This is a genomic window from Oceanobacillus manasiensis (assembly GCF_000724085.1).
GTDB lineage: Bacteria > Bacillota > Bacilli > Bacillales > Amphibacillaceae > Oceanobacillus_B > Oceanobacillus_B manasiensis.
Genome location: NZ_CCDL010000002.1, coordinates 488,943 through 515,518 on the forward strand (window position 1 = coordinate 488,943; position 26,576 = coordinate 515,518).

Here is a 26,576-nt window from a genome sequence, read left to right on the forward strand (position 1 = left end):
TGAATTGAAATGTTTAGTAGTATCGGCATCCCGGGTCTAATATTAATTTTAATAGTTGCATTAGTCGTTTTTGGTCCATCAAAGCTACCAGAAATCGGAAAAGCTTTTGGTACCTCTCTAAAAGAATTTAAAAACGCAACAAGAGACATTGTTTCAGACGAAGAGACCACAACTAAAAGCAATAATCATACATCAACTAAAAACTAATGAATGAAGGTGTAAGGTACATACCCTTGCATCTTCTTTTGTGTCTGCTAAGATATAATTCAGGAGTGTGGAATATGTCGGACAACAAAACGGAATTTAATGAAAAGGAAATGAACGTAACAGGCCATCTAACAGAGTTAAGAAACAGAATTATAGTTACAGCAGTTTTCTTCATAGCGTTTTTCGCACTAGGGTTCATATATGTGAAAGATATATACCATTTTTTCACAGCTGATCTTAGTTTTCAGTTAAATATTATCAGCCCCGGAGAAACGATATGGCTATACTTTACGATGGCGAGTCTAGTTGCTATAGCTGGAACCATACCGGTATTAACTTACCAAATTTGGGCTTTTGTAAAACCCGGATTGACTGATGTTGAAAAAAAGGCATCCATTGCATACATACCTACAGTCTTTTTACTTTTCATCGGAGGCTTAGTATTTGGTTACTATTTATTCATTGAATTAATTTTGCCTTTTTTACTTGGTCTAAGTGAAGGTATGTTTAACGAAATGTTTACAACGGAGAAGTATTTTAAATTCATGCTTAGGGTAACCTTGCCATTTGCAATATTGTTTGAGATCCCGATTATAGCAATGTTTCTTACAACTATCGGGGTACTAACCCCAGAATTTATGCGGAAGACACGGAAATATGCCTATTTAATTTTAATCATTATTGGTACTATTGTTACGCCACCTGACTTCTTATTACAGCTAGTTGTAGCGGTACCGTTGATTATTTTATATGAAATTAGTATACACCTGTCTGCTGTGGTATACCGCAAGAAATTGAAAAAGCATCAAGAATTTATGGAGCAGGAGGAGCAGGAATAGGGGGGATATTTTATGCGCTCTTTTTATCATTTTTTACTAACCTATCGTGGAAAGAAGAAACCCGATGAAAAATCAAAGCTTGCTGATTGGGCTTTTTTTGACCATAACTTTCCTAAGCATTCAACAGATTATGATGAACTAAGTAGCTACCTTGAGTGGAATAGCCCTTTTACTAGTGCTTTGGTGACTTTTGATACATTGTGGAATGAGTATACAAGATAACATTTAAAAAACGTAAGGGCTGCTAATAAAGGCAGCTCTTTTTATATCACAAAAATCAAACAAACGTTTGATCAATATTCTAAATGTAACCCTAACGCGCATAAATACAATAAACGTTCTTCATTCGACAAAATAATCTAATGAGTAAGAGGAACCTGTTGAATCATGCGGTTGCCCGGGAAATATTCCTTTGTATTTCCCTTAACAGTTAGCCTACACCTTTTTCTTTTCGTGACGTATTCTATAAGTGATGCAAATTCTAAAATCATAAAATAAAGGGGAAGTGCAGCATGGTATTTCCATCACCTCGGGGCCAGCAATTTCAGCGTCCAATAGAGCATAGGCAAAATCCATTTATGTTTCCCAATCGTAATGTAAGTCCTTCTAGACAAGGCTTACCTTCACTTTTAGGTAAATTTACGAATCAGCAAGCTTCAGCTGGATTGATAAATAAAGGAGTGGGGGGGCTCTCCTCGACATTAAACAATGTGCAACAAGTCTTAAAGGTGGTACAGTCCACAGCACCAATCGTGCAGGAATACGGTCCAATGGTGAAAAACTTACCATCCATGTATCGTATGATGAAGGCGTTTAAGGATTTGGAAGCAGAAGATAAAAAGTCAGATGATAAACCAATTGAATCGAAAGACAACAAATATGAGAAAGAACAAGTATCAAAAAGCCAATCTAGCAAACATATTAAAAGGGAAACGAGCGGTGATTCTAAGCCAATTTTATTTATTTAAAGAATATAAGGCCCCCGACTTGATTTTTTCACTAATAAACGAAAAAATAGAGATAAGCTGAAATATTGCAATGGAGGTAATAGCATGAGTTCAAATAAAGAAATTGCAACATTTGCCGGGGGTTGCTTTTGGTGTATGGTAGAACCATTTGATGAACGACCTGGAATTCATAGTGTTGTATCCGGATATACTGGTGGACATGTAGAAAATCCTACTTATGAACAAGTTTGTTCAGATACTACAGGTCATGTTGAAGCTGTTCAGATTACATTCGATCCTGAAGTAATGCCATATGAGGATATTCTTCAAACTTTCTGGCAGCAAATTGATCCTACAGATACTGGAGGGCAATTTAATGATAGAGGAGAATCCTATCAAACAGCCATCTTTTATCATAACGAACAGCAAAGAGAAATAGCAGAGCAATCCAAACAAGAGTTAGACCAAAGTGGTAGGTTCTCCAAACCAATCTTCACACCAATTCTTCCAGCCAAACCATTTTACTTAGCGGAAGAAAAGCACCAGGACTACTACAAAAAACAGTCTTTTCATTATCGGCTCTACAAAAAAGGTTCAGGACGCGAAGATTTTATCAACAACAACTGGAAAAAAGTAATAAACAAAGAAGAATTAAAACAAAAGCTTACTCCTATTCAGTACCATGTCACGCAAGAAAACGGTACAGAAAGGCCATTTCAAAATGATTACTGGGATAATGAAGAAGAGGGGATCTACGTCGATGTAATCACAGGAAAGCCATTGTTTTCATCAAAAGATAAGTATGATGCAGGCTGTGGGTGGCCAAGCTTTACCAAACCAATTGATAAATACCAAGTAGAAGAAAAAACAGATTCCACTCATGGTATGATTCGAACTGAAATAAGAAGTAAAGACTCCGATTCTCACCTTGGACATGTTTTTGAAGACGGCCCTATGGAAGCTGGTGGGCTTAGGTATTGTATGAATTCTGCAGCAATGCGTTTTGTACCTGTTAGTCAAATGGAAAAAGAAGGATACGAAAAGTTGCTACATTTATTCAAGTAGACCATAATAATATTATGTAAACAAAGCGAGGAAAAATAATGATTCATCTAAATTGGGAAAATAGAGAAACAGTAAAACAGATAAAGTGTGTGCATGCTGATGCTAAGAAATTTATAGTACACAATAAGTTAACACCAGGGAAAACCTATGATGTAAAGAATGAAACAGATGAGTTTTATTTTATCATAGACAATAGTAATCGAATTGGTGGCTTTCGAAAAGATTACTTTGAAGAGGTAAAATAACAGGGGTAATCCCTTGTTATTTTACCTTTTTCTTTTCTGCTTATAAATATAAATTGGCTAGCATGATTCCTAATTTTTCCTGGTAGATTTCCTCGAATTGTTCAATTGGTAATGGGTTCACACCACTCCCTAATTCTACTGTAAACCCCGGAAGTTGAAACTCTTGAATAAACCAATCCTTATAACCAGCGTAACTATCAATATATTGGACAGGCTCATAACCGCTAACCCTAGCATATTCCATTACGATTTGTTCTGATTCTGGTGGCTCAAAACCTTCAAAACCCCAGTAAATTTCCTCTCCTTGTGTATGAAAAGCATTCATTCGTGCAAATTGACGTAGTCTTGCTAGTTCAGCCATTGCGATCGCTTCAGGTTCGGTTAGCGGGGCATATCCAGGGAAATCCCTTGGCTCAGGGGTAGTCGGTTTCCGTTCCGCTTCAACATTCCAAAGTGCAGGGTATTGGTTATTTAAATCGACTCCTCTAATGTTTGCTTTCCAATTTGAAAAATCCGCTTGTTGATTATTTATTTCTAAAACTTCTTGTTCTCTGTCTTCTGCTGATGAAGCGCCGTTTATAACGAGGTTTACACCGTCCGGATTAACCATTGGAACAATGGATAGCGTGGTGTCAGTAAACAAAGGTAGGGCAAATATACCTCTTATAGGTAAATGATTCGTTAGTGCAAGTGCATATTCATTTAGAAACCGCATGATAACAGATGTTGTAATCCATTCATTTGCATGAAAGGAACCATTTAAGTGGACTTGTTTTGTACCATTTCCAACTTGTAATTCTATTAAATCTTTACCCATTACAGAATTCCCTATGACGTTTTGCCGGATAAAAGGGTAAACAATCAACAATGTCTCCAAATTATCAAGCATTTTATCATACGTATAGTTATCTGGATCAGTGAAGAGCATAGCATTTACTTTTCGAGGAACCTGTAGTATCTGACCTTGTTGCAAATTATTTGGATTAAGCAAGGTATTTGCCAAAAACAACATATCCAATGGCACGTTATTACGTATCGAAATAGAATATAATGTATCTTGTTCCTGTATGCTGTACGGTTCTGTTACGTAACCGGGAATTTTTATTTCCTCACCTATGGATAACTGATTGGGTGACACGCCTGGATTTGACTGTTCTATAAGAATCAGAGGTATACCAAATAACTGGCTGTAATACCAAAGTGAATCCCCTTGTCGTATTGTAACCTCCATGCATTTCTCCCCCTTAACATGTATTACTAAATAATATGGTTATATATTTCAAAAGTGCATCTAAACGATTTTGGATACTCTACTACTATGCATTAATAAACGAAATAATGTTAATAGAAAAAAAGAGAGAAGGATAAGGGTAAGTTCTAGGTTTGTCCTTTTAATTTTTGGTGAAAATAAGTTATAATAGCTTGTAGCAACCAATACGCAACGGATATGGAAAGATTAGAGGAGGAAATGGTTTTATGGCTTTTGTAATAACTTCACCATGTAAGGAAGAAAAAGCAGGCGAGTGTGTAGAAGTTTGTCCTGTAGACTGTATAGAAGAAGGAAAAGATATGTTTTATATTGATCCTGAAATTTGTATTGACTGTGGGGCATGTGAAGCTGTTTGTCCGGTTGAGGCTATATACATGGAAGATGAGGTTCCAGAAGAGGAAACCCCTTATATTGCGATAAATCAAAAGTTTTTTGAAGAAAAATAATTTAAACAAAGATCAACTGGACTTCCTCCAGCTGATCTTTTTGTTTCTTTAGGCTATCTTGTTTGAAAGCTATCATAGCCATTATTTTCTTTGTTTGTCACATACATTTGTTCGACACGTATAAACTTGTTCAAACCTTTATCAAGATCCTGTAGATAAGCATTAAGCTTTTCTTCTTGTCCTTCTACCTCTAATTCTACAGTACCGTCATCTTTGTTACGAACCCATCCATTTAAGTCCATCTCCTTAGCTTTCACCTGTGCAGAACGTCTAAATCCTACGCCTTGAACACGTCCACTTATAATTACATGCTTTCTCATATTTTCACCTCTCTACTCTTTTCTAATTACCTGTTTACCTGTGAATAAAACACATATATTCTACAAAAATAGCTAATAATACTACTAACCAATAGTGAAGAAGAGGAGACAAAAGTGTGAGTGAAAATCAATTACCACAATTTCCAGAGCCGTTTTGGCGAGAAACAGAGCTACCCACTTTCAAAAAACTGGATACATCTATAAAAGCTGATGTTGGAATCGTAGGAGGGGGGATAACAGGAATTACTACCGCCTATTTATTATCCAAGCAAAACTTTAAAGTAGTTTTGATTGATTCTGACGAAATACTTAATGGTACAACAGGTCATACGACAGCTAAAATAACGGCACAGCATGGTTTGATTTATGATGAATTCATAAAGCACATGGGTGAAGAAAAAGCAGCAAAGTATTACAAGGCTGCTATGAAAGCAAAAGAACTTATTGAGAAGTTGATAACCGAACACAAAATTGATTGTGATTATGAACAACAAGATGCTTATGTTTACACAAGTGATGATGGTTATATGATGCAGCTAGAAAATGAGATGAAGGCTTATGAGAAATTACAAATTAGCAGTGAATTCCTTTCAGAAATTCCTTTAAAGCTACCAATTAAAGCAGCAGTGAAAATGCATGACCAGGCACAATTTCACCCTTTAAAGTATTTAAAAGAACTTGTGCAAGAGTGTAAGAAAAACGGTGTTCTCTTCTACGAAAATACAACTGCTGTAGATATTGAGTATAATAAACATCCTAACATTGTGACAAGAGATGGACACCGTATAACATGTAACCATGTAATTGCTGCATCACATTTCCCGTTTTATGACAAGCAAAGTTTTTATTTTGCTAGAATGTACCCGCAACGATCGTATGTTCTTGCTATTACTTCTAAATTAAAATTCCCTGGAGGAATGTACATTAACGCAGAGAATCCTACAAGATCAATTAGAACTACACCAGGTGATAAAGGACCTTTATGGTTGATAGGAGGAGAAAGCCATAAAACAGGCCAAGGGGAATCTGTTATCCACCATTATGAAAAACTAGAACAATTCTCTTCAAAGCATTTTGATATTCAAGACATTGTCTATCGGTGGTCTGCTCAGGACTTAACAACAATTGATAAAGTACCTTATATTGGTCCGGTCAGCAAGGGAGAAGAAAATGTATATGTAGCAACCGGTTACAGAAAATGGGGAATGACGAATGGAACGGCTGCAGCAATGATGCTTGCTGATAGAATAACCGAGACTCCAAACGAATTTGCAGAAATATATGAGCCATCGCGTTTTCAGCCAGATCCGTCAGTTCGTAAATTTATGGAAATAAATGCAGATGTAGCAAAACATATGTTAAAAGGAAAATTGGATTTTTCTAACAACAAATTAACAGAACTAAAAACTGACGAAGCAGTGGTAACACGCATAAATGGGACAAGAACTGGAATTTATAAAGATAAAAAGGAAACGTTACATGCTGTAGATACAACTTGCACACATTTAGGCTGTGAAGTGGAATGGAATTCTGGAGATCGAAGCTGGGATTGTCCATGTCATGGGTCTAGGTTTACCTATGAAGGTAGTGTAATTGAAGGACCTGCCAAAAAACCTTTAGCTAAAGTTGAAATTCCAAACGAATAAGTTAAATAAAAAACTACGCCTATAAGAAAGTTTTGGCGTAGTTTTTTTAAAATATCTCACTATCTCAAGTATACTTTGGTATTAAGACGCGAAAAGTAGTTTTTGCTATAACTTCCTATAATATATATTATGTAAACTAGAAAAGAATAAAAAAAGCAAGGTTATATGATTTAACATATTGTTCACCTCGCCCTACTTTTTATCCGATATTCGAAACCTAACTTATGCTACTTTTTATGACGATAAAAGATGGTCTTCTTTTTTCATTGATCAACTTGGGCATTTTTTGTAAGCCTATTGAATTTGACTGTGGTTCAATTATTTTTTCTATTCTTAATCCATTTTTTATGAGCGTATTCATTAATGTTGATACGGTACGATGATAAATAATGACACCCTCAACATACCAATTATGCTCCCGTTTTCCTTCTTCTTGATAGTTGTCTACAGCCCAGTGTAACTTTTCACCATCGACGTCCTTAACCCAATTGTTAGCTTCATTTCGAGCTGTGACAATAGGATGTTCGGTTGAAAATATGAATTCTCCATTTTCCTTTAGTAAGCTTTTTATCTTTACAATTAAATTCGAGTAATCTTCTATATAGTGTATTGCTAATGAACTAATTATTAAATCAAAAGTTTTCTGAAAATCTAGTTCTTCTATTGGCTTACATATATACTCAATTCTCTCATGATTGTTCTCTAGTTTGGCTAGATTTATCATATTCTTTGAAATATCTACCCCAGTAACAGTTGAAGCACCTTCACTGATACAGTATTTAGCGAAATAACCTGCCCCACAACCTAAATCTAATACGGATCTATCTTTAAAATTTGGCATAACAGACTTTATGGCTGGTTGCTCAACAAAATCATTATACGTTATTCCACTTTTTCGTAAGGATATATATTCCTTAAAAAAATCATGGTTATCATAAATGTTTTGCATGAATGTTTTCACTCCCCTTTTAGCCTTTATTCGTACAGTTATTTACAATGTTATGTATTTTAACTGATTCCATAGTTATCATGAATTTGGCTCCTTATGGTCCTTCATATGGAGGATTTAGCAATGATCTGCAAAAGTCTCTTTCTCTGTAGCGTGTTTGTTTTAAGAATTCTTTCAGAAGCTCTTTTTGAGTCATACGCTGTTATCAATTGTTAAAGTTTTCTGTATTAATCTCACATTCTTCCTTAGTAAAATAATCTCAATCCAATTATAATTATCATAATATCTGCACATATATGGATAATCCATGACGCCCAGATGGTTCTATTCTTCTCATTTACTATATGGAAAACTAAACCAATTAACCATAAACCAAAAAAGCAAAGTAAGACAATTTCAGCTGTAAACCACAGCATAATCATTGGAATATGGTAAGCTGCAAATAATAGCGGACTATATACATACCCCCACTTACGCGGCAATTTAAAAAATATAAAACCCCTGAAGAAGTACTCTTCAAGTAAAGAGTTCCCAAAGGAAATATAAATCCCAACAAAAATAAAACCAGCTGCTGTAATGCCGAGTCTCTCTGTTAAGTCTTGTTGAATCAGGCTAAGATCAATGTAAGGTAGAAATAACAAATAAGCAGTAAGCACAATACCTGCTGACGATAAACCGAGAAGCGTTACCTTCAGCCAGTCTCTCTTCCCTAACTTAGATAATGCAAGTACATCTTTAAAACGAAAATCCTTAAATATCATTTTATAAGTCCATACTACAAGGAAAAAGAAGCTAACCTTACAAATCGTCTTTATAACATAATTAATCTCTAACCCATGCTCAATAAAGGCAAGTAGACCACAGGTAAATAATGTACTTAGCAAAATATAAGCGATTCTCCTATTCATGTTCTCCCCCACTTACCTTCCAATTACTGCAAATAAATAACTAACCTTTTAATTTTAAGTCAAAAAAGACTATCTTTATTTTAACATAACAAATATTCAAAAATGTTATCCAATTAAAAAAGCCTGCTTTCCAAGAAATACAGGCTTTTAGCTATATATTCAAATCTATAAAATGGTTTTTAGTTTTTTGGACTCTTACTATTTGTGCTTATAAGGTCCTGTCTTTAAAAAAAATTACGCATAATCGTCTTCAAACAAATTCATACTTAGATATCTTTCACCTGTATCTGGTGCGATACAGACTACACGTTTCCCTTTCCCTAAGCGAACTGCTTCATCTATAGCTGCTGAAACTGCAGCCGCTCCTGACAAACCAATGAATATTCCTTCCTTTTGTGGGAGCTTTTTATACATGGAAATCGCAGTCTCGTCATCTGTTTGTACAATTACATCATAAATGGAAGTATTTAAAATGTCTGGAATAAATCCTGGACTTGTTCCTACCAGTTTATGGCTTCCTGGCTTACCACCTGAAAGAACTGGAGATCCCTTTGGTTCTACGACAGTTATTTTTAGATCAGGCAGCTTTTCTTTTAATGCTTCACCTGTCCCTGTCACCGTTCCTCCTGTCCCGGCAGTACATACAAATGCATCAAGCTTTCCTTCCATTTGTTTTAAAATTTCTGGAGCAGTTGTTACACGGTGTACATCAGGATTCGCCATATTTTCGAACTGCTGAGGAATAAAGCTGTTTGGTATGTCTTTTTGTATTTCCAATGCTTTTTGAATCGCACCTGGCATTTTTTCTTTACTTGGTGTTAATACTACCTTTGCACCAAATGCTTTTAAAAGGTTTCTCCGTTCTTGTGTACTATTATCAGGCATAACTAGAATTGCTTTGTACCCTTTAGCAGCAGCATTCATAGCTAATCCGATACCCGTATTTCCACTAGTTGGTTCTATAATGGTATCCCCTGGTTTAATAAGTCCCTTTGCTTCTGCAACTTGGATCATATTATATGCAGCTCGGTCCTTTACACTTTTACTCGGATTAAACATTTCCATTTTAATATACACATCTGCTGCTCCATCTGGTACAAGACTGTTTAGTCTTACCATTGGTGTTTCTCCAATTAATTCTGTTATATTCTCAACAACTTTCATTCCGATAATCACCTCTACATACTCTACATTTCACTTTATTTTACCACCAAAAAGTTAATATAAACAAGTGAACCACTCGGGATTAATTGGAAGTAATTGGCATATATAGAGAGTGAATAAAATTGTTTTATAAGGTTAAAATACTTCATGTAATTGCTATGTGGCAAACAAAAAGCCTGCCATGTAGAAAAAAATAAAAAGGAGTGTTAGCGATGAGCAACAATAACAATAACAATAACAACAATCGTCAAAACAACCGTAACAACAATCGCAATGACAACAACAATAACAACCAGGAAATTAACAATGTTGAATTTGCAAATGAATTTTTAGACGATAACAACAATAACCGTAACAACAATAACAATCGCAACAACAACAATAATAATAATAATAATCGTAACAACAATCGCAACAAATAGTCTAACACTAAAAAAGCTGCTTCCTTTGTGAAGCAGCTTTTCCATATTTATTAGAAAAGTAATCAAGATAAATAAATCTTCATCACCTTTACTTATCTAAGCTTTTTAGTGACTCTACTGCTGGACCTTCGATTACTTCACCCGTTCCACTAAATCGTGAACCGTGGCAAGGGCAATCCCATGTATTATCTCCGTCATTCCACTGAACACCGCAACCAAGATGTGTACATGTGAGATCCACGTAATGAAGTTTTCCATTTTCGTCTTTGTATACTCCTACATCTTCCCCATCGCGTTTCGTAATCATCCCTTGGTTATCAGACAAATTTTCAGGGTTATTTTCTTCACTTGCACCATCATATTGATCTGGATTTTTTTCTTCAGGTTCTACAGAGGTGCTCTCCTGTATGTTTCGATTTGGTGAGAATAGCGATTGATATGGATTTTCTCTCTGAAGAATAGTATCGGTCAGAATTTTAGAACCAGTAGCAGAAATGGCTAACCCCCATTTACTTAATCCTGTCACAACTAATACATTAGGCTGATCTTGGGATAGTACACCTATAAATGGAAGTCTATCCTCTGAAATATAGTCATGTGCGGACCAGCGATTTATAATTTCTTTCACTTCGAAAGTTTCTTTGGCGAAATTCTCTAGTTCATGATAGCGTTCAGCAGACGATTTACCGTCCCCGGTAGAATGGCTCTCTCCTCCGACTAATACAACCCTTCCTGTTTTACTATCTAACCCACGTAATGTACGTTTCGGAAGATCGGCGTTTATATACATACCATCCGGGAATTCGTCTTCTGTTTTCACTGCAAGTGCATAAGAACTTTCTGGATTGTTCTGTTGGGAGTAGAAATTTCCTTCCGGCTCAAGGATAGGTAAGTGTGTTGCCTGAATAACCTTACTAGCTGTTACCTTCAGTCCGTTTTCTGTCTTACATTGAATTCGGCCCCCATCGTCTGTTATATCCATTACCCTTGTTTGATCGTAGATTTGACCGCCAAGCTTTACAAACTCGTCTAATAAGCCAGATAGAAATTTAACTGGATGAAACTGTGCCTGATTACGCATCATAATTGCCGCTTCAATTTCAATATTTAGCGGAAGGTCTTCAATAAATTCTCCTTCAATACCTAATTTTTCATAGGCTTCTATTTCTTTTATGACTTTATTACGATTTTGCATTTTTTGTGTATAGACAAAAGCCTCTCTTTCTTCTAATTCGCAGTCAATACCATACTGGTCAGAAAGTTCCTTAATGGAGGCAATGCCCTCCATATTCGCTTGATAGAATTGCTTAGCTGATTCTTGTCCATATCGGTTTATTAATTCATCATAAATAAGATTGTGCTGTGCAGTCAGTTTTGCTGTAGTAAAACCGCTTGTACCACTAAACAACTCTCGTGCCTCTAGTAAGGCTACTTCTTTTCCTTCTTTGGCAAGCTGATAAGCTGTCATGACACCCGCTATACCTGCTCCAACTACTGCAACATCCGTGCTAATATTTTCTTTTAACTCACCAAATGAAGGAACCTTACCTGTATCTCTCCAATATGATTCAATTTCCTTAGGTAAAATAGATGTTTTCTCATTTTGTTTCAATGTAATACCTCCAGGTTAAATACTTGATTATGTTATTCTAATAACCTGTATTGGTAAGGTATAAACCACCAACGAAGCAGTTTCTATTGCAATAAGTGATTTATATGGGACCGAATTCGCGCAACATATGAAGGTGACAATATATCCGATGCTCCACGCAAAATTTCATTCGCATACCTTTCAGTTGGTTTAGTTTCAGTGTGTTTATCCACACTTACAAAGGTAATTCCATCTACTTCTTCCCCTTGATTTAATGTTAGCTTGATAATCGTCGGGCGATACCTTTTACTATAAACTCCCTCTCTCTTGTACAAATAATCGATTGCTTCTAATGGTACTTTGTAAACCACACCTTCTACTTTCTCCAATGGCGATACGATAATATCTGCTTTTCCACCATCTTCACTCGATCTCGTGAAGCGAAAACCATAATTCTCTAAGACTCCTTTTCCAGCTATAGATGTAAAGTATTGATCAACATTTGCCATTTTAAAACGATTATCATCCATACAGGACCCATAAGCGAAATAGTATAGAGTTTCATTTTTTAAATAACGATAAACCTTCCAGTCACCAAATGGTACTTCTTCCAATTTGTCCTCATTATTTGGTTCTTCTCTATATATGAAGGCGTTATATTGCTCATCTGTAGAAGAACTTACAGACGTGTTAGATCGTTCGCTGTTCAATTCTTCATCAAGTTTTTCTAAGTTTTCCTCACTAATCTCGACTAACTCTCCATATGTTGATGCATCCTTGTCATCAACTAAATAGGGGCTCCCGTTACAATCGTAAAGCTTTCCAGTTACCCATACTTGCTCATCTATACTAGTAGCATGTTTTTTTAGTGTTTCTGTTTTATCTGTTCTAAGATCTCCGTAGATAAATAATAAACTCATAAAATCTCTCCTTTCTATATTCCATTCCTTTTGAAGGGTCTGATAAAACGAAAATGACCTGTGGGTATAGATTCTTTTCCTTTGATAAAAATAAGGTAAACCTCAATAAAAAAGTAGGAGTTTGATAAAACATGAAAGCTGTAACATATCAAGGTAAATATAGCGTAGCAGTAAAAAAAGTCCCTTTTCCAACAATACAGGATTCAGAAGATGTCATTATTCGCATTACTTCTACAGCTATTTGTGGGTCTGACCTTCATTTATACCAAGGGAATTTTCCATTACCGATCGGGTATACAATTGGCCATGAACCGATGGGGATTGTAGAGGAAGTCGGCCCAGATGTAACAAAAGTAAAGAAGGGCGATCGTGTTGTCATTCCTTTTACTGTAGCCTGTGGGACATGTCCTTATTGTGCTAATCATCAAGAGAGTCAGTGTGATAACTCCAATCCACACTATGATTCAGGAGGATATTTTGGATACTCCGAAAAATTCGGCGACTTCCCTGGTGGACAAGCGGAATATTTACGCGTCCCTTATGGAAACTATACCCCCTTTTTAATTCCAGAGGATTGTGAATTAGAAGATGATCAATTGCTTTTCTTATCCGATGTTCTCCCTACAGCTTATTGGAGTGTCGAACATGCCGGTGTGAAACAGGGAGATACTGTCATTGTCCTTGGATGTGGGCCTGTTGGATTAATGGCTCAAAAGTTCGCCTGGCAAAAAGGTGCTGAGCGCGTTATTGCCATTGACTATTTTGATTACCGCCTCCAACATTCTAGGCAGACAAACAAGACAGAGATCTTTGATTTTACAAAATATGATGATATGGGTGAAACGTTAAAAGAGTTAACAAAAGGTGGAGCTGACGTCGTAATTGATTGTGTAGGGATGGATGGAAAGAAGTCAGCTTTGGAATTTGCTGAGCAAAAGTTAAAACTTCAAGGCGGGACATTAGGACCTATTCAAATTGCTACAAAAGCGGTTAAGAAGTGGGGTACAGTCCAATTGACCGGGGTATATGGCGGGCTCTACAATATGTTTCCATTGGGGCCATTCTTCACAAGAAATATTACCCTAAAAATGGGACAAGCCCCTGCACGAAGTTATATGCAGGAGCTTTATCGCCAGATTACAACAAACGAAATTGATCCAACCGATATTATTACTCATAAGTTGCCATTAGATGATGCTGCGACAGGATATAAACTATTTCAGAATAAAGAAGAAGACTGTATAAAAGTTATATTAAAACCTTAATCCTTAAATTAATTTGACGAGATTTTTGAACTCAAGCTCGTCAAATTTTTTCTCTATTTTATCTTTATCATAGTTCCATAAAGCTCCATCTAGTTCACAGGATATCGGTACGTCGCATTTTATTTCAGCGAGTGATCTAGATAGGTGTAACATATCTAAGTTCGCTTTAATTTTAGTCTGGACGCCTTTTGGTAGCGAGTCTATATTAACAAGCAGTTCGTCTATTGTTCCATGCTCTTTAATAAGCTTGAGAGCGGTTTTTTCCCCAATCCCTTTAACACCAGGATAATTATCAGAGCTATCCCCCATTAATCCTTTTAAATCAATGACTTGTCTTGGGGTAATTCCCTTCTTCTCATAAAAGTTTTCATTTGTGAAAACCTCATAATTGCCTTGTCCCTTACGCATAATAGCTACTTGAATATGTTCCTCTACTAGCTGTAGGATATCTTGATCGCCTGTTAGGATTGTCACATCATTCTCTGTAGCATATGTTCTGGCTAGTGTGCCAATGCAATCATCCGCTTCAAAATTTTCTAACCCAATATTTGGCATATCAAATGCCTCGACAACTTCTTTAACCAGGTCAAATTGTGGGACCAATTCTATTGGTGGGGCATCACGGTTCGCCTTATAGCCTTCATACATTTCTGTACGGAACGTTTTACTCCCCATATCCCAGCAGCATACTACATGTGTTGGTGAGAAAGTTTCCACGGCATCTAGAAAATAGCGCATAAATTGGTATACACCATTCGTAGGAACACCTTGTTTGGTAACCATAAAGTTACCTCTAAATGATGTTGCGAAAAAGCCCCTGAATAAAAGGGCCATTCCATCGACGAGCAAGATTTGTTTTCTATCCATAATTTTTCAATCCTTTGTAATTTGATTCGTTAAGATGCGTTCCATTTTCTGAATTTTTTCTGTCAGTACTTCCGTGTCCAATGGGGAGGTTAACATGGCAAGGGAATCCTCCACATACTGTGTGACTTTCATATGGAGATCCTTTTGTACTCTTGTTACATTTTCTTCCCATTGCCTTGTATATTGTTTTTCCAACAGTCCTTTCATTTCGTCTAAATAAGCTGATGCTAGAGGGCGAATCTGTTGGAAAAGAGCTTCCTTCATTTGTTCTTTTTCATTCTTTGCAAAGAAAGCTTTCGTGCCCCTGTATGTTGCTAACACAGCATGAAAATCTCTTGTGCTTACAGACTGAAGCCCTTTGTTGAGTGTTGGTGTCTCTAGATGAATTGTATCTAAATCAGCTATACGGAATTGGGTATCTTGTTCATTCAATTTCGTATAGAGTTCCTGATAGACTTCATGAAGTAGCTTATTCAACAATGCTTCAATCCTTAACGACACCGCTTGTATTTCCTGTAGTAGTTCAAACGCCGTATAGTCAAGGAGCTGCTGCAACGCCACCTTTAGTTCTGACTGTGCAGTCTTTCCGGACTGAGTAATGGTAGTAGGATTAAATGTTTCCTTAAACATGTCATGAAATCGAATCCCAAACCGTTCTAGTACATGAAATAACTGTTTGCTTATTTTTTGCTGAATTTGCCGAGACAGAACATCTGTTTCATATACTTTGATAACCTTTTCCATCTCATGCTTTTTACGAGAAATAGCTAGTTCATGTTGTTCTTTCTCTTTCTGACCCAGCTTGCTAGATTCCAATAAATGAACCAAAGCAGATTTTGCTCGCTCTATATCTCTTGTCGCTGAAGCTATCGTAAGTGAGCTTAAATCCTGCTTAATAAAGGATTGAAATGCATTTTCAAATTGTACCATCTTTTTATTCAGTGGCACAGCCTGCCTCTTTTCTAGAAGTGACTGTTTGCTTGATATTGGATAGAGCTTTGCAAAGCGAATTCCTAATTGATTTAATTGATCTTCCACATAGTCTGTAACAAGTTTAAGTTCTTGCTCATCTTGTGCTAGATCAGCAGCATTAACTAAAAAGAACATTTTATCAAGCTCAAATGTATCTTTAACGCGGCCAAGCTGCATAAGGAAGTTTTTATCTGCTTGAGATAACGCATGATTATAATATGTCACATATAAAATAGCATCAGCATGTTTGATATAGGTAAAAGCAGAGTTTGTGTGCCGGGCATTAACCGAATCAGCCCCTGGTGTATCAACAAGCGTAATGCCCTGTCTTGTAATTTCACAATCATAGTAGAGATCAATGACATCAATATAACATGCTTTCTTTTCGTCCGTAACATATTGACTTAAATCGTCTAATTCGATTCGGAGTTGTCCACCAATATACCTTGCCATCCCATCATATCCATCAAGGATTGCCTGAAGGTAGGATTGGTATAATGGGTTTAATTCCTCGCTGTGTTGCAATTCATGCTTTTTCACCCAAGTTAGTAGCTCTTCAAAGTGTGCATCAGGTGGCTGAAATATCTTTAAGATCTCTAATAAGTCTTTCTCAAGGTCTGTTTTTTTCTTCAAGGTAATGTATACATCACCATGTAAAACTTTGTCCGTGATTGGATTTATCCTATTTACAGCTGCTGTAGTAGGGTTCGGGGAAACAGGCAGCACATGATTTCCAAGTAATGCGTTAGCAAAAGAAGATTTCCCCGCGCTAAAAGCACCAAATAACGCCACCGTGTAAGATCGGTCTTCCAAACGCACTTTTTTCTGTCGAAGGTCTTCGAGGAGATGTTTAACACCTGGTACATCTTCTAATACCTTCATTGTCTCTTCCAATTGAGGGAGAACATTTTCTTGGCTAGATGTACGCTTTTCACCAGGTTGCTTCTCTATTTCCTTTTCTACATTCTCTTTTTGTATAGAATAATTTTGATCTGCTGCCAAAGTTTGCTTCCATTTCACTTTTCGCTTTAAATGGGCATTTTCAAGAGATTCACTGGATTTGAAGAAAGGCTGGTCTGTTTCTAATTGTGTACGAACCCATTCTTTTTTTTCAGCAAGCTCTCTTTCTAACCTCAGAGTGCCTTCCCTAGCAGATGCTTCCCTCTCAAGCTCACTGATGTCCCTTTCCCATTCCTTTACCTGCCTGCTATATTGCTCCGTTAAAGCCTCTTTTACTTGGTCCGTGAGGATTTTTGCTCTACCTTTGTATTTAGATTTGATATCTGATGATACATCGTTTGTGTAATTTAATAAATAATCCCCGTTCAACGTTGCGCCTGTTTTCATCAAACGGATTAGATCTTTATCTGTATAATTTACTGCGATGTCTTGGATCTTTTGGAAAAGAACAGTATCATGTATCTGATATTGGGATAAAATTGCGGATAGCTTTTCCTTCAACCGCCATTCAATTGAGGACTTAACCGACTTATTTAACTCCTCTAAAAAAGCAAAAAGTCTCGCTTCCTGTTCTGCCTTCGTTTTTTTCTTCGAATTGAAAAGACCTACCTTATAATCAGGCTGGTGAGAAGCAAGAAATTGTTCAGCCTTTTCTCTTAGGGTAGCTGGCATAAGATATGCATTTTTAATTGTCTGCTGTGTTTCTATCATTAATTGATCCTGAATATGTTCTGGCCTCTCTGTTAATGCATCCTTTTGTTCAATGAGGTAATGCTTCTTTTGTTGGATTTCCTCAAGAGAATGCTTTTGGTCAGTAAACGGCATTCTTTCTCCATATAGGCTATCAAGATAGTCTTCATGTGCTCGGACGAGCGTCTCTAGCGAATGGTCGGTCGTGTCATAGGCTTTTGGCTCATTTCCAATTAAGTCGTTAATAGTCTTTTTAAGGACTGAAAATTCGTTGCGAATAGCAGCACCGTTCGTTAAGGAAGAGTAAAATATACGTTGGGGTAATATGCCCCACTGTTCAAACGTTTGTTTGATACTCTCCTCAAATGAAGCAAATGAAAGCTCTGATTCGTCATGTTTATCAATCTGATTAATGACCACATAATATGGAATACGTTTGTCTTGAAGCGACTCCAGAAATTGTAAATTGACTTCTGATTGCACATGATTGTAATCCATAATATAAAAAACTACATCAACCAAATGCATAGCAGATTCTGTCATAAGACGGTCGGCATCATCCGCTGCATCAATTCCTGGTGTATCCATAATAACTGTTCCTTTTGGAAGCCCGCCCTGTTTTAAACGTATATCAAGCTGCTTTATTTTATCTCTATCCTTTGAATATTGCTTAATCAATTCGAGGTCATATGGTTCTTCTATTTCTAGAACCTCGCCATTATGATAGTGGACCCGAATATAGCCATCCCCATGAGAAATGGTCACGATATTTGCACTTGTTGGTACAGGACTTTTTGGAAGGAGATCCTCATTTAAAAGCGCATTAGTCATAGAGGACTTACCAGCAGAAAAGTGACCAGCAAAACTAATGACAAACTGATCGTTCTGTTGTTTTTCATAGAGATCGAGCAACTTCTCCGCATTTATATTATCTTTTTGGTCAACAAAATAGTGATATAAGGAAGCCATTCTTTGTATTACCAACTGTTTTTCTTCTTTTTGCATGAGCAATTTCATGACCCTTTCTTTAGAACATTCTCCATCATCATTATACGCCCTTTAAGCTCGATTATCTACACCAGCTTATGACTTACTCATCAACAGCTTGATCAATTAATTGTGTTGTAATATAACGAATTAAATCTCCGCGGCTGATTACCCCAATGACCCTATTAGCCGGGTTTACGACTGGTACCTTTTTGATATGATGTTTCGAGAAAACATCCATTGCTTCATCAATCGGACTTTTTGGATTAACTGTAAAAATATTCTTCTGCATGATTTCTTTTACTGGTCGATTCAATGAATAGCGCAAACGGTCAGTAAGATCTGCCTGCTCACTAACTAAAATTAAGGAAAAGATGTCATAAACCGTTCTTCCTTTTGGTTGTATATGCCTTATTACATCACCATCTGTGACCATTCCGAGTAGCTTGCCTTCCTCGTCGACAACTGGGACACCAGTAATTTTATGGTGGACAAGCTTTTCAAGAAGTGACTTAATGGTTGTTTCTTTGCTAACACTAATAACGTCTCTAATCATAAACTCTTCAATAATCATTATGTACCCTCCATCTCATAGTTCTGTTACGGTTTATTATTCTATTTTTTCTTGGAATGTCAAACACTAGCCATTTAAATTATTCTTTTTATTGTTTGTTTACATAATACTATTATGGTCTACTACATTACTCCATATGTTTGTCCTATCTAGGATATAAGATATCAATTTTTTCAATTTTTCCGATTTGCATTGGGTAGCTTTCTTGAATCGGTCCATTCGCCTCCACTGAAATATAATCTCCATTCTCTATACCATTAGCGGCATTGTCATGAATTGTAATAAGCTTCAACCCATTAATCTCTTCAAAATAGTCATTATAACTTTGTTCATTAACGTCATCACTCTGTGTCATCTCAAAAAAATCTTCGTAGTAACTTTTAAAATGGTTGTCCATATGATAAAAGTATATATCCTCGGCATCATTACTCATTTTTTCTCTTTCATCTAAAAATCCAAAATAGTAATACCCCTTTAATTCAATTTGATGCTGTTGGCTACCACCTGTATTAGGTATATCTTCAGAATCATTTTGACCTTTATTGTTATAACTATTTGAGTCAATTACTAATAATACTGTGCTTAATATAATGATAAAACTAAAAGCAACAAACAGTAACTTCTTCATAAAAACCCTCCCTATAATTAAATTAGTCTCTTATTTCAAAGTACAGTCTTCATTTTAATTAAAGCACTTTTTGGATTTAGTTATGAATATGTCGTTTTAATCTCCTTAATGGAGGCTCATTTAAATTCTTCGCCACTACAGCCATAACTTCGCAACTTAAAAACCAGAGGGGATATGTGCCACCTCTGGTTAAATGCTTTTCTTATACAGGATAAACTCCGTGCTTTCTTTCTGTGAATGTCACATTTTTAGATTCATAAAGAGTAAAACGATTGGACAGTTCTTCTCTTAAATTTTCAGGATCCACCACATCATCCACAATCATTTCTGAAGCCATCCGGTAAATGTCAATATTATCTTTATACTCATCTTGTTTCTCCTTAATAAAAGCAGGTCTTTCAGACTCAGGTAGTTCTGCGATCTTATTTGCATAGACCGCATTCACAGCAGCTTCTGGTCCCATGACTGCAATATGAGCTGTCGGCAATGCAATACAGCTATCCGGTTCAAATGCTGGACCTGCCATTGCATACAAACCAGCTCCATATGCTTTTCTGACAATAACAGATATTTTAGGAACAGTTGCTTCACTCATCGTTGCAACCATTTTAGCCCCATGTCGTATGATCCCAGCCCGCTCCACTTTCGTACCAATCATAAAGCCAGGTACATCCACTAAAAATAAGAGCGGAATATGAAAGGCGTCACATAACTGAACAAACTTTGCAGACTTATCTGCTGAGTCAGGAAAAAGTACTCCACCCTTTACCTTAGGTTGATTGGCAATAATACCAATTGGTTTGCCATCAATTCTTGCTAATGCTGTAATTAGTTCAGGAGCAAACTTCTTCTTTATTTCACAAAGGCTATCCTCATCGATTAATTTATCAATCAAGTCATACATGTTAAATGGCGCATTTTGGTTTTCCGGAATAATATCTGTTACAGACTTTTCTATGAATTTCGCTTCTCTTGTTTCAGTTGCCTTAGGGTTTTGCCTAAAGTTAGTAGGAAAATAGCTTAAGTATTTTCTAGAAAATGATATAGCCTCTTGCTCCGTTTGAACCAACACATCGCCTACCCCAGAAACACTGCAATGCATGTTGGCTCCCCCCATTTCTTCAAGGCTCACTTTTTCTCCAATTACTTTTTCAGCCATTCTTGGTGATCCAAGATACATAGAAGCATTGCCATCGACCATGACTACAATATCACAAAATGCAGGGATATATGCTCCGCCAGCTGCTGAAGGACCAAATAACAAGCATACTTGAGGAACGCGTCCCGACAGTTTAATTTGATTATGGAAGATCCGCCCCGCTCCCCTTCTTCCTGGGAACATTTCTACCTGATCCGTAATTCTCGCTCCAGCTGAATCTACTAAATAAAGCATTGGAATTTCCAACTTCATTGCGGTCTCTTGTATACGAAGGATTTTCTCAACCGTTCGTTTTCCCCATGAACCCGCCTTAACTGTGGAATCATTTGCCATAACACAAACCGCTTCACCGTTAATTCTTCCAATTCCTGTTACCACTCCATCTGAAGGGAGCGTATCATCCATACAATTGGCAAAAAAGGCGTCCTCTATTTTTACCCCTTCATCAAATAGCAATGCAAGCCGTTCTCGGACGAATAATTTCCCCTTTTCTTCATTTTGTTTGTGGTACTTTTCCTTGCCACCACTTTTTATCGACTCGATTTTTTGGTTTAACGTATCTCTATAATCCATATCTGCCCTCCTGCTTATACTAATGTCCTTTGAATTGTGGTTTTCTCTTTTCTTTAAATGCAGTAAGTCCTTCTATTCGGTCCTTTGTAGGTATCGTATTCTGATATGCCAAGTGTTCTACCCTTAACGCTGTTCTAATATCTACCTGCATACCAGCATCAATGGCAAGCTTTGCCTGGCGTATGGCGATCGGTCCATTTGAGGCAATTTTTCTTGCCATTTCTGTTGCCTTCTCAATTACATTTTCCGGCTCCGTTATCTCTTCTACTAATCCGAGCCTATATGCTTCAGAGGCACTAATCGGATTACCTGTGTAAATTAATCTTTTTGCCTGGCCCGGTCCGATTAAACGTGGTAAGCGTTGGGTACCTCCAGCTCCAGGAATGATTGCCAAACTAGTTTCTGTCAGTCCCAATTTAGCTTGATTTCCAGCTATTCTTATATCACTGGCTAATGCAAGTTCCAATCCTCCACCATAAGCAGCCCCATTTATTGCCGCTATAATTGGTATAGGTAGGTTTTCTAGTGCTGTGATGGTTTCTCCGATATAGTTTACTGCTTGCATGACTTGGGTTTCTGTCATTTCTTTACGTTCCTTCAAATCAGCTCCAGCACAAAATGCTTTATGGCCAGCCCCTGTGACAATGAGACAACGAATAGAAGGTGATTGACTTATTAAGCGAATATGTTCACTCAATTCATCAAGAAGTTCTCTTGATAAAGCGTTTGCCGCTTTTGGCCTATTGAGGGTAATAACCCCTATGCTTTCGTCTATAAGATGATAGGTTGTAACGCTCATAGATACCTCCGCTACTAACTATTTAATAGTTTCATTTGATGGCTTGAAAGTGCCGGTACATGCTGTGAAATATAAGTTGCTGCTTCACTAACTTTCTCTGAATTTATGCCTGTGTGAACACCCATTCGATGTAACATATATAAAAGATCCTCTGTTGCTAAATTCCCTGATGCCCCTTTTGCATAAGGACATCCACCAAGACCTCCGACCGTGCTATCAAACTTGGAAATACCTAAGTTCATTGCCGTAATTACGTTAGCCAAAGCCGTCCCTCTTGTATCGTGAAAATGCATCGCGATACGATCTTTAGGAAAATGATTTAGTAACGCTTTGGTAACATTCTCTACATGTAAAGGGTCTGCAACGCCAATAGTATCGCCAATAGATAATTCTTGCACTCCCATTTCTAATAACTTGTCACAGATAAAAAGAACCTGGTCGATAGAAGTCTCCCCTTCATATGGACAACCGAACACAGTAGAAATATAGCCTCTGAGCTGTTTTCGATTTTGTACAGCCTCGTTTGCTACTTTATCAATAATAGGAATTGTATCTGCAATGGTTTTATTTACGTTTTTTAGATTATGCGTCTCACTAGCTGATATAAAAACACATACTTCATCTATGTCTACCTCTAGTGCCCTCTCCAGCCCTCTCTGATTTGGGACAAGGGCAGCATACGTAACATTAGGGTCCCGTTTAATCCTTTTCGCAACCTCTGTTGCATCTTTTAACTGTGGAATCCATTCTGGTCGGACAAAGGAAGATATTTCGATATAGGACATTCCAGTTTCACTTAATAAATTAATCCATTCTACTTTTGCGTCTAGCGGAACAACCGTTCGCTCATTTTGCAATCCATCCCTTGGACCAACTTCTTTAATTGTCACCTCTGGTGGAAAGTTCATGTACAACCCTCCTTCTAATCAGCTTATTCAATTACAGCCAGAACGTCTCCTTCGTTTACAAAATCGCCTTCTGCAACATTTAACTTCTGCAAGGTACCTGTTTTTTCTGCGGGTATTGGTATCTCCATCTTCATTGACTCCAGAATGATAACGTCCTCTCCCTCGTTCACAGAGTCACCTTGCGCTACATTTATTTTCCATACACTTCCTGCCATGCTTGCTTTTAATTCCATTTACAATTCCTCCTTATTTTGCATTAATATTAGGTATATAGTGTTCTTGAACATATGCTGTTGTGACATTGCCTTTTCTGAAGATTTCATCCTCGGAAATGTACTGAAGCATCGGTAAGTTCGTTTTTATTCCAACTACTCTATATGTTTGCAACGCTTTTGTTAGTTTGGCAATTGCATCCTGTCGATCCGTTCCATGTATAATAAGCTTTGCGATCATCGGATCATAGAAGTGGGTTATATCACTCGGCCCCGTAATTGCTGGTTCATTACGTGCATAATCTTCGTTAGGAAATGTTATCTGGCTTACATGTCCTGGTGAAGGCATAAATGTAACTGGATCCTCTGCATAAATACGCACTTCAATGGCGTGCCCATTCGTATAGATATCTTTTTGGGAAATGTCCAAAGATTCACCTGCAGCAATTTTAATCTGTTTTTCCACAATATCGATCCCTGTTATTTCCTCAGAGACAGGGTGTTCTACTTGGACTCGGGTATTCATCTCAAGAAAATAAAAGTTTTCCTTGTTATCAACTAAAAACTCTATTGTACCTGCATTGGTGTATTCAAGCGCCTTGGCTGCATTGATTGCAGCTTCCGTCATGCGTCTCCTTGTTTCTTCAGAGATAAAAGTGGACGGCGCTTCTTCTACTACCTTTTGATTACGACGTTGGATAGAACAATCTCGCTCAAATAAATGGATCACATTCCCATTGTGATCTGCTAGAATCTGTACTTCTATATGTCTAGCATTCTTAAGTTTCTTTTCCAAAAACATGTCGCCGTTCCCAAAAAATGTTTTAGCACGTTTTGCATTACTTTCAAAAGCACGAACTAACTCCTCATCGTTTTCAACAACTTGCATACCAATTCCTCCACCACCAGCAGATGCCTTCAGCATAATGGGATACCCAATATCTTGTGCGGCATTTAATGCTTCTTCTGCTGTAGCAAGCGCCTCCTTTGTTCCAGGGATTGTTGGTACCCCAGCCTTTTCCATTAACTGCCTTGCTAGCACTTTACTTCCCATTTGTTTCATTACAGAGGCTTTAGGACCGATAAATGTAATTCCTGCTTCTTCACATTTCCCTGCGAACTGATCGCTTTCACTTAAGAAACCATATCCTGGATGTATCGCATCCACCTTTGCCTGCTTAGCTATAGAAATTATTTTTTCAGCATTTAAATAGCTTTCATTTACTCTTGGTGGTCCAATTAAATAACACTCATCAGCCATTTTTGTAAAATCTGCTTTTTGGTCAGCTTCCGAATAAACTGCCACAGTCGTAATGTTCATTTGCTTACAAGTTCGAATTATTCTAGCAGCAATTTCCCCTCTATTTGCTATCAGTACCTTTTTAATCATGGAATCTCTCCTATTGCATCAAGTTTTTTCACTGCTTCTTCTCTCAATTTGAATTTTTGAATTTTGCCACTAGCTGTCATAGGGTAGGAGGAGACAAATTGAACATATTTCGGGACCTTGTGTCTTGCAATATTTTCTTTACAGTACTTTTGAATATCTTCAACTTTAACCTGTTCTGTTTTCTTTAGAATGATCGATGCAAGTACTTCCTCACCGTATTTCTCATCAGGCACCCCAATGACTTGCACATCTAGAACGGCTGGATGCTGATATAAAAACTCCTCAATTTCCCGTGGATAGATGTTTTCCCCTCCACGAATAATCATATCTTTCATTCTCCCGGTAATTTCTAAATAGCCATTTTCGTATTGAACAGCAAGATCTCCAGTATGGAGCCAGCCCTCTTCATCGATTGCTTCAGCGGTAGCTTCTGGGTTTTTATAATAGCCCTTCATTACATGATAGCCTCTTGTTAGTAACTCTCCTGGTAGCCCTCTTTTTTGCTCCTCTTCTGTACCAGGAATTACAATCTTCACTTCCACATTCGGATGCGGCTTTCCTACTGTACTGACCTTTCTTTCAATCGGATCATTTGTCCTCGTTTGTGTAATAACAGGAGAAGATTCAGTCTGACCATATGCAATGGTAATTTCTTTTGCTCCCATCCTTTCCATCACCTTTGTCATAACTTCCATAGGACAGGTCGAGCCAGCCATTATTCCCGTTCGTAAAGTGGAAACATTATACTTGTCAAAGTCAGGATGGTTTAATTCTGCAATAAACATCGTCGGCACACCATGTAATGCCGTACAATTCTCGGATTCAACCGCTTTCAAAACAGTCCCTGGATCAAACTGTTCAAGGAGTACCATGGTTGTTCCTTTCGATACTGCGGCCAATATGCCTAGTACACAACCAAAACAATGAAAAAATGGTACGGGAATACACAATCTATCTGCCGTTGTTAATTCCATACAATCTGCAATCTGATTACCGTTATTTACTATATTATGGTGTGTAAGCATCACACCTTTTGGAAAGCCAGTGGTACCCGAAGTGTATTGCATATTAATAACATCATATGGATCTAGCGAATCGCTACGTTTCTTTAATTCTTCTACGTTTACAATACGCCCTGCTTGGTTAACTTCTTGCCAGCTATAAGCGTAATGTGGTACTTGTTCTTCTAAAACAATAATATTTTCTAGGTTTGGTAGATTTTCAGAAAAAACATTACCTTTGTCACTCGCTTTTAATTCTGGGCAAACCTTTTCTAAAATATCTAAATAGGATGTACCTTTATAAGATGTAGCCATAATTAATGTCTTTGTATCAGATTGTTTCAGTAAATACTCTAGCTCCATTGCTTGATAGTTAGTATTTACAGTTACAAGAACAGCGCCGATTTTTGCAGTAGCAAATTGGGAGATAAGCCACTCTGGTTTATTATCAGCCCATATGGCAACATGGTCTCCTTTCTTAATTCCTAGAGCTATAAAACCTTTTGCTGTTTCATCAACCATTTCATTAAATGCTTTGTAGGATTTCCTAAAGTTTAATTCTGGATAGACTACTGCTTCTTGATGAGGATGTTCATTCACTTGCTTCTCTAAAAGTTCACCAACTGTTAAGGATATTAACCCCATGAATTAT

Annotated in this window: 27 protein-coding genes; 9 read left to right on the top strand and 18 right to left on the bottom strand. The window is 37.2% G+C overall.

Translation table 11 applies throughout. The annotated features are described in order from the left end of the window. Positions 1-9: 9 nt before the first annotated feature. The 6 genes from BN985_RS11700 to BN985_RS11725 all read left to right on the top strand — a co-directional run bounded on the left by BN985_RS11700 (position 10) and on the right by BN985_RS11725 (position 3,303). Positions 10-207, top strand: coding sequence for a twin-arginine translocase TatA/TatE family subunit (locus BN985_RS11700; RefSeq protein WP_042223637.1), 198 nt, complete (start codon positions 10-12; stop codon positions 205-207). 74 nt (positions 208-281) lie between these two features. After that, on the top strand, positions 282-1,046 hold the full coding sequence (tatC, locus tag BN985_RS11705; RefSeq protein ID WP_042223638.1) for a twin-arginine translocase subunit TatC: 765 nt from the start codon (positions 282-284) through the stop codon (positions 1,044-1,046). A gap of 12 nt (positions 1,047-1,058) precedes the next feature. Further along, positions 1,059-1,268: a YozE family protein gene (locus tag BN985_RS11710; protein WP_042223639.1), complete on the top strand. Its 210-nt coding sequence runs from the start codon at positions 1,059-1,061 to the stop codon at positions 1,266-1,268. A gap of 290 nt (positions 1,269-1,558) precedes the next feature. Beyond that, positions 1,559-2,014 carry a VrrA/YqfQ family protein gene (gene vrrA / locus BN985_RS11715; protein WP_042223640.1) on the top strand — a complete coding sequence of 152 codons (456 nt, stop codon included), beginning with the start codon at positions 1,559-1,561 and terminating at the stop codon, positions 2,012-2,014. Positions 2,015-2,098: 84 nt separating this feature from the next. Further along, on the top strand, positions 2,099-3,058 hold the full coding sequence (gene msrB, locus BN985_RS11720) for a peptide-methionine (R)-S-oxide reductase MsrB (protein ID WP_042223641.1): 960 nt from the start codon (positions 2,099-2,101) through the stop codon (positions 3,056-3,058). A 38-nt stretch (positions 3,059-3,096) separates the two neighbouring features. After that, entirely contained in the window at positions 3,097-3,303 is a 207-nt protein-coding gene (locus BN985_RS11725; protein ID WP_042223642.1) for a DUF6501 family protein, read from the top strand. A gap of 40 nt (positions 3,304-3,343) precedes the next feature. On the opposite strand, the gene BN985_RS11730 is transcribed toward BN985_RS11725, so the two are convergent. Beyond that, the gene (locus BN985_RS11730; RefSeq protein WP_042223643.1) at positions 3,344-4,534 is read right to left on the bottom strand and encodes a M14 family metallopeptidase; all 1,191 of its coding nucleotides are present in this window, start codon (positions 4,532-4,534) and stop codon (positions 3,344-3,346) included. Between the two features lie 245 nt (positions 4,535-4,779). On the opposite strand from BN985_RS11730, the gene BN985_RS11735 reads away from it, so the two are divergent. Continuing rightward, positions 4,780-5,019 (top strand): indolepyruvate ferredoxin oxidoreductase subunit alpha, encoded by a 240-nt coding sequence (locus BN985_RS11735; RefSeq protein ID WP_036572900.1) that lies wholly within the window; start codon positions 4,780-4,782, stop codon positions 5,017-5,019. A 53-nt stretch (positions 5,020-5,072) separates the two neighbouring features. Here the strand turns inward: BN985_RS11735 and BN985_RS11740 are convergent, their stop codons facing one another. Beyond that, positions 5,073-5,339: an acylphosphatase gene (locus BN985_RS11740; RefSeq protein ID WP_042223644.1), complete on the bottom strand. Its 267-nt coding sequence runs from the start codon at positions 5,337-5,339 to the stop codon at positions 5,073-5,075. A 116-nt stretch (positions 5,340-5,455) separates the two neighbouring features. Between BN985_RS11740 and BN985_RS11745 the strand changes: the two genes are divergently transcribed. Further along, complete coding sequence (locus BN985_RS11745) at positions 5,456-6,985, top strand: FAD-dependent oxidoreductase (RefSeq protein ID WP_042223645.1); 1,530 nt, start codon at positions 5,456-5,458, stop codon at positions 6,983-6,985. A 217-nt stretch (positions 6,986-7,202) separates the two neighbouring features. Here BN985_RS11745 and BN985_RS11750 read toward each other — a convergent pair whose 3' ends face one another. The 6 genes from BN985_RS11750 to BN985_RS11775 form a co-directional block, all read right to left on the bottom strand. After that, the gene (locus BN985_RS11750; RefSeq protein WP_269635341.1) at positions 7,203-7,964 is read right to left on the bottom strand and encodes a class I SAM-dependent methyltransferase; all 762 of its coding nucleotides are present in this window, start codon (positions 7,962-7,964) and stop codon (positions 7,203-7,205) included. 215 nt (positions 7,965-8,179) lie between these two features. Then, positions 8,180-8,842 carry a CPBP family intramembrane glutamic endopeptidase gene (locus BN985_RS11755; protein WP_052360677.1) on the bottom strand — a complete coding sequence of 221 codons (663 nt, stop codon included), beginning with the start codon at positions 8,840-8,842 and terminating at the stop codon, positions 8,180-8,182. Positions 8,843-9,076: 234 nt separating this feature from the next. Continuing rightward, positions 9,077-10,006 carry a cysteine synthase A gene (gene cysK / locus BN985_RS11760; protein WP_042223647.1) on the bottom strand — a complete coding sequence of 310 codons (930 nt, stop codon included), beginning with the start codon at positions 10,004-10,006 and terminating at the stop codon, positions 9,077-9,079. Between the two features lie 329 nt (positions 10,007-10,335). Next, positions 10,336-10,494: a hypothetical protein gene (locus BN985_RS19045; RefSeq protein WP_198030001.1), complete on the bottom strand. Its 159-nt coding sequence runs from the start codon at positions 10,492-10,494 to the stop codon at positions 10,336-10,338. 22 nt (positions 10,495-10,516) lie between these two features. Beyond that, entirely contained in the window at positions 10,517-12,040 is a 1,524-nt protein-coding gene (locus BN985_RS11770) for an FAD-dependent oxidoreductase (RefSeq protein WP_042223648.1), read from the bottom strand. Between the two features lie 83 nt (positions 12,041-12,123). Further along, entirely contained in the window at positions 12,124-12,939 is an 816-nt protein-coding gene (locus BN985_RS11775) for a gamma-glutamylcyclotransferase (RefSeq protein WP_042223649.1), read from the bottom strand. A 131-nt stretch (positions 12,940-13,070) separates the two neighbouring features. On the opposite strand from BN985_RS11775, the gene BN985_RS11780 reads away from it, so the two are divergent. Next, positions 13,071-14,204 carry a zinc-dependent alcohol dehydrogenase gene (locus BN985_RS11780; RefSeq protein ID WP_042223650.1) on the top strand — a complete coding sequence of 378 codons (1,134 nt, stop codon included), beginning with the start codon at positions 13,071-13,073 and terminating at the stop codon, positions 14,202-14,204. A 3-nt stretch (positions 14,205-14,207) separates the two neighbouring features. Here BN985_RS11780 and BN985_RS11785 read toward each other — a convergent pair whose 3' ends face one another. The 10 genes from BN985_RS11785 to BN985_RS11830 all read right to left on the bottom strand — a co-directional run bounded on the left by BN985_RS11785 (position 14,208) and on the right by BN985_RS11830 (position 26,569). Further along, positions 14,208-15,071 (bottom strand): 5'-3' exonuclease, encoded by an 864-nt coding sequence (locus BN985_RS11785; protein ID WP_042223651.1) that lies wholly within the window; start codon positions 15,069-15,071, stop codon positions 14,208-14,210. 6 nt (positions 15,072-15,077) lie between these two features. Further along, the gene (locus BN985_RS11790) at positions 15,078-18,698 is read right to left on the bottom strand and encodes a dynamin family protein (RefSeq protein WP_052360678.1); all 3,621 of its coding nucleotides are present in this window, start codon (positions 18,696-18,698) and stop codon (positions 15,078-15,080) included. An 85-nt stretch (positions 18,699-18,783) separates the two neighbouring features. Further along, the gene (locus tag BN985_RS11795) at positions 18,784-19,254 is read right to left on the bottom strand and encodes a CBS domain-containing protein (RefSeq protein ID WP_042223653.1); all 471 of its coding nucleotides are present in this window, start codon (positions 19,252-19,254) and stop codon (positions 18,784-18,786) included. 145 nt (positions 19,255-19,399) lie between these two features. Next, positions 19,400-19,882, bottom strand: a complete 483-nt coding sequence (locus tag BN985_RS11800; protein WP_042223654.1) for a DUF3221 domain-containing protein — start codon at positions 19,880-19,882, stop codon at positions 19,400-19,402. Between the two features lie 202 nt (positions 19,883-20,084). Next, the gene (locus BN985_RS11805; protein ID WP_042223655.1) at positions 20,085-21,614 is read right to left on the bottom strand and encodes an acyl-CoA carboxylase subunit beta; all 1,530 of its coding nucleotides are present in this window, start codon (positions 21,612-21,614) and stop codon (positions 20,085-20,087) included. Between the two features lie 19 nt (positions 21,615-21,633). Next, the gene (locus BN985_RS11810; RefSeq protein ID WP_042223656.1) at positions 21,634-22,413 is read right to left on the bottom strand and encodes an enoyl-CoA hydratase; all 780 of its coding nucleotides are present in this window, start codon (positions 22,411-22,413) and stop codon (positions 21,634-21,636) included. Positions 22,414-22,427: 14 nt separating this feature from the next. After that, a complete protein-coding gene (locus BN985_RS11815) occupies positions 22,428-23,321 on the bottom strand; it encodes a hydroxymethylglutaryl-CoA lyase (RefSeq protein WP_042223657.1) in 894 nt (297 codons plus the stop codon). Positions 23,322-23,344: 23 nt separating this feature from the next. Beyond that, complete coding sequence (locus BN985_RS11820; RefSeq protein WP_042223658.1) at positions 23,345-23,554, bottom strand: acetyl-CoA carboxylase biotin carboxyl carrier protein subunit; 210 nt, start codon at positions 23,552-23,554, stop codon at positions 23,345-23,347. A 13-nt stretch (positions 23,555-23,567) separates the two neighbouring features. Beyond that, positions 23,568-24,923, bottom strand: coding sequence for an acetyl-CoA carboxylase biotin carboxylase subunit (locus tag BN985_RS11825; protein WP_042223659.1), 1,356 nt, complete (start codon positions 24,921-24,923; stop codon positions 23,568-23,570). After that, on the bottom strand, positions 24,920-26,569 hold the full coding sequence (locus tag BN985_RS11830) for an AMP-binding protein (protein WP_042223660.1): 1,650 nt from the start codon (positions 26,567-26,569) through the stop codon (positions 24,920-24,922). The genes BN985_RS11825 and BN985_RS11830 overlap by 4 nt, the downstream gene beginning before the upstream one ends. Positions 26,570-26,576: the final 7 nt, after the last annotated feature.

What these genes read in the sequence shown, in the direction of transcription:
- BN985_RS11700 (WP_042223637.1), top strand. Translation starts at nt 10, where the DNA reads ATGTTTAGTAGTATCGGCATCCCGGGTCTAATATTAATTTTAATAGTT.
- BN985_RS11710 (WP_042223639.1), top strand. Translation starts at nt 1,059, where the DNA reads ATGCGCTCTTTTTATCATTTTTTACTAACCTATCGTGGAAAGAAGAAA.
- BN985_RS11795 (WP_042223653.1), bottom strand. Translation starts at nt 19,254, where the DNA reads ATGATTATTGAAGAGTTTATGATTAGAGACGTTATTAGTGTTAGCAAA.
- BN985_RS11735 (WP_036572900.1), top strand. Translation starts at nt 4,780, where the DNA reads ATGGCTTTTGTAATAACTTCACCATGTAAGGAAGAAAAAGCAGGCGAG.
- BN985_RS11800 (WP_042223654.1), bottom strand. Translation starts at nt 19,882, where the DNA reads ATGAAGAAGTTACTGTTTGTTGCTTTTAGTTTTATCATTATATTAAGC.
- BN985_RS11730 (WP_042223643.1), bottom strand. Translation starts at nt 4,534, where the DNA reads ATGGAGGTTACAATACGACAAGGGGATTCACTTTGGTATTACAGCCAG.
- BN985_RS11790 (WP_052360678.1), bottom strand. Translation starts at nt 18,698, where the DNA reads ATGCAAAAAGAAGAAAAACAGTTGGTAATACAAAGAATGGCTTCCTTA.
- BN985_RS11815 (WP_042223657.1), bottom strand. Translation starts at nt 23,321, where the DNA reads ATGAACTTTCCACCAGAGGTGACAATTAAAGAAGTTGGTCCAAGGGAT.
- BN985_RS11820 (WP_042223658.1), bottom strand. Translation starts at nt 23,554, where the DNA reads ATGGAATTAAAAGCAAGCATGGCAGGAAGTGTATGGAAAATAAATGTA.
- vrrA (WP_042223640.1), top strand. Translation starts at nt 1,559, where the DNA reads ATGGTATTTCCATCACCTCGGGGCCAGCAATTTCAGCGTCCAATAGAG.
- BN985_RS11810 (WP_042223656.1), bottom strand. Translation starts at nt 22,413, where the DNA reads ATGAGCGTTACAACCTATCATCTTATAGACGAAAGCATAGGGGTTATT.
- BN985_RS11780 (WP_042223650.1), top strand. Translation starts at nt 13,071, where the DNA reads ATGAAAGCTGTAACATATCAAGGTAAATATAGCGTAGCAGTAAAAAAA.
- cysK (WP_042223647.1), bottom strand. Translation starts at nt 10,006, where the DNA reads ATGAAAGTTGTTGAGAATATAACAGAATTAATTGGAGAAACACCAATG.
- BN985_RS11830 (WP_042223660.1), bottom strand. Translation starts at nt 26,569, where the DNA reads ATGGGGTTAATATCCTTAACAGTTGGTGAACTTTTAGAGAAGCAAGTG.
- tatC (WP_042223638.1), top strand. Translation starts at nt 282, where the DNA reads ATGTCGGACAACAAAACGGAATTTAATGAAAAGGAAATGAACGTAACA.
- BN985_RS11785 (WP_042223651.1), bottom strand. Translation starts at nt 15,071, where the DNA reads ATGGATAGAAAACAAATCTTGCTCGTCGATGGAATGGCCCTTTTATTC.
- BN985_RS11725 (WP_042223642.1), top strand. Translation starts at nt 3,097, where the DNA reads ATGATTCATCTAAATTGGGAAAATAGAGAAACAGTAAAACAGATAAAG.
- msrB (WP_042223641.1), top strand. Translation starts at nt 2,099, where the DNA reads ATGAGTTCAAATAAAGAAATTGCAACATTTGCCGGGGGTTGCTTTTGG.
- BN985_RS11825 (WP_042223659.1), bottom strand. Translation starts at nt 24,923, where the DNA reads ATGATTAAAAAGGTACTGATAGCAAATAGAGGGGAAATTGCTGCTAGA.
- BN985_RS11775 (WP_042223649.1), bottom strand. Translation starts at nt 12,939, where the DNA reads ATGAGTTTATTATTTATCTACGGAGATCTTAGAACAGATAAAACAGAA.
- BN985_RS11740 (WP_042223644.1), bottom strand. Translation starts at nt 5,339, where the DNA reads ATGAGAAAGCATGTAATTATAAGTGGACGTGTTCAAGGCGTAGGATTT.
- BN985_RS11805 (WP_042223655.1), bottom strand. Translation starts at nt 21,614, where the DNA reads ATGGATTATAGAGATACGTTAAACCAAAAAATCGAGTCGATAAAAAGT.
- BN985_RS11755 (WP_052360677.1), bottom strand. Translation starts at nt 8,842, where the DNA reads ATGAATAGGAGAATCGCTTATATTTTGCTAAGTACATTATTTACCTGT.